Genomic DNA, 4,713 nt, shown 5'->3' with positions numbered 1-4,713 from the left:
CCCCAGTATCGAGTCGCCCGCTACGCCTGGAACAACGACTACCACGACCTCATCGAGGCCAAGCTCCGCACCCTCGCCGACTTCCTCACCGCCCACGGCGGCACCCAGCGTCCCTACGTCGACACCGGCCCCGTCCTCGAGCGCGACTTCGCCAGCGAATCCGGCCTCGGCTGGGGCGGCAAGAGCACCATGCAGATCCACCGCCACCTCGGCACCTGGTTCTTCCTCGCAGACATCCTCACCACCCTCGATCTCCCCCCGGACACCTCCGCCACAGATCACTGCGGCAAATGCACCCGCTGCATCACCGCCTGCCCCACCCAGGCCATCACCGCCCCCCGTCGCATGGACGCCCGCCGCTGCATCTCCTACCTCACCATCGAGAGCAAAGGCCCCATCCCCCTCGAATTCCGCCACGCCATCGGCGATCGCATCTACGGCTGCGACACCTGCCTCGATGCCTGCCCCTGGAACCGCCACGCCCAGGCCTCCCATGAGGCCACCTTCCAGGCCCGCGCCACCATATTCCAGCACACCCTCCGCGACTTCCTCTCCCTCACAGACGACACCTTCCGCGCCCTCTTCGCCAAATCCCCCATCAAGCGCATCAAACGCCCCGCCTTCCTCCGCAACGTCTGCGTCGCCCTCGGCAACACCGGCACCCCCGCCGACCTCCCCGCCCTGGAGCAAGCCGCCCAAGATGAACACCCCCTCATCTCCGAACACGCCCAATGGGCGGTGGCGGAGATTCGAAGCCGCTGCGTGTCGTAGAGAACGGGCAGTTGGCAGCTAGTCCTCCCGAATAGCATCCTCGCACTCTTTCGGCTCCTCTGAGTATGTAGTTCGGGATCCTAGCCCGTTCTGGAAGCTCCGCATCGCCCCAAACCTGAAACCAGCCAGCGCACGTATTGTAGTCCCGGCTTTAGCCGGAATCTGGAAACGTAGTTCGTGCAAACAGCTCCCGAATAAACGCCCCTGTTGCCCTCCGTTCCACAATCCAGTCGCATGAATTCAGGTGCTTCTCCCTTGAGAACGCGCCTCCGCCCCACCCTCCGGCTCTTCCATTCTGGTCCAACAACTGTAAACAACCGTCAACGACCGTAAACCACCGTCAACTCCGCTCTTCTTGACATCCCCCCATTCCCCCCTACCGTCCCCGGCTCTCGACATCGAGAACGGCGAGGTAGCAAAGTGGTAATGCACTGGTCTGCAAAACCGGTATGCGCGGGTTCAATTCCCGCCCTCGCCTCCACTCATTCAAAGTCAATGAGTTACCTCACCAGAGAGGCTCAAAAACAGCCTCGATAACAACGTCAGGCCTTCCGTGTCACTCTGTTTCAAGGCTTGTCAGGGTGGTTATTTCGACGCTGTGCCGCTGATTTCACCCATGTGTGTGTTTTGAAATTTTGCTTCTCACGGGATTTTTAGGCACTGAAACATGCGCTGACACTTCGCAGAGAACTCTCAACAGGTTTCCTACCCGGCGTCGTGATATGGCAAATGAAGAACAGTTGGTGATATTGAAAAATAGCGACTTGCGGAACAGGTCAGGGCAAGACGTCGAACTCACCAATTAGATGCCAAGCGGCGTCACAGAAGCCGTGTATCCAGCGGTTCATGAGGGTTGCCTGTGTTGGTGTTTGCATTCCGTCACTTCCACTCAGAATTTCTTGGACATATGGCCCCGCACTCGGCTGTAGAGGCCGAACTGGGGCGCCGTTGACGGGTTTGCCAGGGAAGGTGGACGGTCTGGGCGGAGCGCCTGTTGCTTTTGCCCCCGGCTGTCCTGCGGCTGGATTGAGAGTCGTAGGCCGGGGAGGAACGTGTTAGTTGGGAAACCCACCGGACGTCCGGTCGATGGCATGCCCCCCCCGGATACTGATTCGGCATGCCATTCGGGCGGCCCATCGGCGGCCTAGAATAGACCGGCACGCCAGCTTGGAACTCGACGCGGCAAAAAAGCCCGCCGCCTCCGACTGCGTCCCAGACGCCTCGGAGGCTGAAGCGGCAGCAGCACCAACGGGCAATGGCAGGAAAAAGAAGCGCACGCTCGATGAACTCATCGCGGGGCTGCCGGTCACCGAAGTGCTCATCGATCCCGAAGAGGCGAAGGCCGAGCCCGAGGCATGGAGCTGCATTGGCGCGGAGGAAACCAAACTCATCGACTACACACCGGGGCGCTTCTTGTGCCAGAAGCTCGTGCGCCGGAAGTATGTGCGCAAAGCAGCACGCCATCTGCCGCCGGTCACCGCACCGTTGCACACGCTGCAGGACCGCTGCATCGCCACGCCGCGACTGCTGGCGCACACGGCGGCCAGCCACTTCGAGCTGCACCTGCCGTATTACCGCATCGCGCAGATGTATGCCCGGCGGGGAATGCCCATCGAGCGGCAGACGCTCGGCGGCTGGATGGGCATGGCGCACGAGGCCAGCGGACTTATTATTGAGCAGATCAAACAGGAAGTCTTTGCCGACGGCTACGTGCAAGGGGACGAAACGCCGGTGAAGTATCAGGACCCCGGAACGCGACGGCGTGTGCGGCACCGGCTACCTGTGGGTGTGCCACAACCCGGTGCGCAACGTCAGCCTGTTCGCATGGCGCACCAGCCGAGCCACGGCCAGCCTGGAGAGCATCGTGCCGCTGGACTTCAAAGGCATCATCCAGTGCGACGGCTATCAGGCGTATGAGACCTTTGCCGGCAGTCCGGCGCGTGCCGGTCGCATAGAACTCGCAGGCTGTCTGGCGCACATGCGGCGGAAGTTTTTTGAGGCTCAGGCGGAAGGAGCAGACCCGCAATGGGTGCTCGCCCAAGTCCAGCAGCTTTATCAGATCGAAGCGCGATTACGCGAGGCGCGCGCCGGACCAGACGAAGTCCTGAGGACGCGCCAGGAGCACAGCGCCCCGATCATGGAGCGCATCAAGGTTCGACTCGAAGAGCTGCAACGCAGCCGCAAACATCTGCCGCAAAGTCTGACGGGGAAGGCGATCAGCTATGCGCTCAACCAGTGGGGCAAGCTGGGCGTGTTCCTGCGCCATGGCCGCGTGCAGATCGACAACAACCTCATCGAAAACGCGATCCGCCCCAGCGCGATCAGCAAGAAGAATTGCCTTCGGCTCCGCAGTCAGGCTTCTCTGAAGCATGCCGCTGTCGCGGCACGGCGGTGGCTGTTCATGGGCGATCCAACCAGCGGCGACCGCGCCGCCACGTTCTACACGCTCATCGGCAACTGCCACCGGCAGGGCATCAATGCCGAGGCGTATCTGACGGACGTCTTCAAGCGCCTGCCCACCGAGACGAACAAGACGGTGCATCGGCTCACGCCCAAAGCCTGGGCCGCAGAGCAAGCGGCGTTGCGCCAGGCATTGGCTCAATCAGCGGTCCTGCCGATGTAGTTTGGCCGACAAAATCAAGGCCATTGCCATGGGGGCATGGACACCGGATACCTCAAAACATCGCATTTCTCTGTTGCCGAAGCACGGCTTCCACAGCCCACAAAGAACACCGTGAACACAAGGGAAGGGAAGTCAGCGCATCCGGCGCGAAGATGACCTTCAAGCAAGCCGCTGATTTTCATTCCAAACGCTTGGCGGGAAGGTGAACATCAAATCTGCAACCCGCCATTATGGGGCGCAGACATTGAGCGCAGTTTTGAAAAGCTGATCTGGGCTGGATGAGACGGTGGTCAGGAAAATCACCAAAGCCTGCCGCGATTGGCCCCCAGAATATGCGAAGGATGCCGGTTCGCCTATAATGTGGAGCTGCAAGCTCCCTCATACCAGCGGCTTCACCCGCAGATGACGCAATGTATAGAGCGGTGAATCCGATTCCATCATGCGTCTGGCCCCTTGCTTGCGCTTCGGGCCGAACTGCTCCCGCTCCGATTCGAAGATGCGCTCCACGAACTCTTTGCTCCCCAGGACCACACCATCGGTGAAGTAGCGTACGCGCAGCCGCACCAGTTCTGCGGGGCTGAGCTTTCCTTTTTCCGCCAGCACCGCGCGGGCTGACTCGGTAGTCACGCCACGTCTCACCCCATTCTCATTCTGCACGTCCTTCACCTCGCGACCCTCGGCGTGAAGCAGACAGCGATAGGCTGCTGCAGCGTCGGCGCTCTTCCAGCCGTCCACCGGCTTGCTCAGCGCCTTGCACAGTCCACGCTGCGCCCTGCGGCTGCCGCCAAGAGCCTCGGCGTAACCACACCAGCGGTAGTCCTTGGGATCTTTGACCAGCCCGGCGCGCACCGGATTGAGATCGATGTAAGCAGCCATCGTGCGCAGCGGCTCGCCCTTGCCTTCCACCAGCACACTCTTGAAGCGGTCCATCCACAGTGTGCCACGGCGACCGCGCCGTTTGTTGAACCAGCGGCTGAAGCGCTCCTTCACCTCTTTGACGAACAAGGACAGATCGCAAAAACGCTTCTTGAGCGCAGCCAGTCTCTGCTCAGCCAGCACCGCCATGCCGCGCGCACGCAGATCCGTCAGCTCATCGCGCAGAAGGCCCACGTAGCTGCGGCTGTAGAGGATGCCCAGGTGCTCCAGCAACTTCGCCTCACCATTCGACCCCTCGAAGCGCTCCAGCCATGTCTGTCGGTGCGGCACTTCGGCGAGCAGATGGAAATGATTCCCCATCAGGCAGTAGGTCAGCACCTTGATCCCCGAGAACTCCGCCATGCGCCAGATCACCCTCCGCAGTGCTTCCTTCTCAATATCAT

At 61.3% G+C, this 4,713-nt stretch carries 4 protein-coding genes and 1 tRNA gene; 4 read left to right on the top strand and 1 reads right to left on the bottom strand.

Features of this window, described 5'->3' with window-relative positions:
• The 4 genes from queG to WAW39_RS12385 form a co-directional block, all read left to right on the top strand.
• Positions 1–771, top strand: a 771-nt coding sequence (gene queG, locus WAW39_RS12400; protein ID WP_422319230.1) for a tRNA epoxyqueuosine(34) reductase QueG, incomplete at its 5' end; no start/stop codon positions are given.
• A gap of 406 nt (positions 772–1,177) precedes the next feature.
• Positions 1,178–1,252 (top strand) — tRNA-Cys (locus WAW39_RS12395).
• 686 nt (positions 1,253–1,938) lie between these two features.
• Entirely contained in the window at positions 1,939–2,688 is a 750-nt protein-coding gene (locus tag WAW39_RS12390; protein ID WP_422319228.1) for an IS66 family transposase, read from the top strand.
• Complete coding sequence (locus tag WAW39_RS12385; protein WP_422319231.1) at positions 2,573–3,394, top strand: IS66 family transposase; 822 nt, start codon at positions 2,573–2,575, stop codon at positions 3,392–3,394. The genes WAW39_RS12390 and WAW39_RS12385 overlap by 116 nt, the downstream gene beginning before the upstream one ends.
• A gap of 378 nt (positions 3,395–3,772) precedes the next feature.
• Here WAW39_RS12385 and WAW39_RS12380 read toward each other — a convergent pair.
• The coding region (locus WAW39_RS12380) for a transposase (RefSeq protein ID WP_422319227.1) at positions 3,773–4,713 on the bottom strand (941 nt) is incomplete at its 5' end.

The sequence above is a fragment of the Prosthecobacter sp. genome, from assembly GCF_049294395.1.
GTDB lineage: Bacteria > Verrucomicrobiota > Verrucomicrobiia > Verrucomicrobiales > Verrucomicrobiaceae > Prosthecobacter.
Note: the sequence above shows the minus strand (reverse complement) of the source record. Positions and strands in the feature narration are given on the sequence as shown.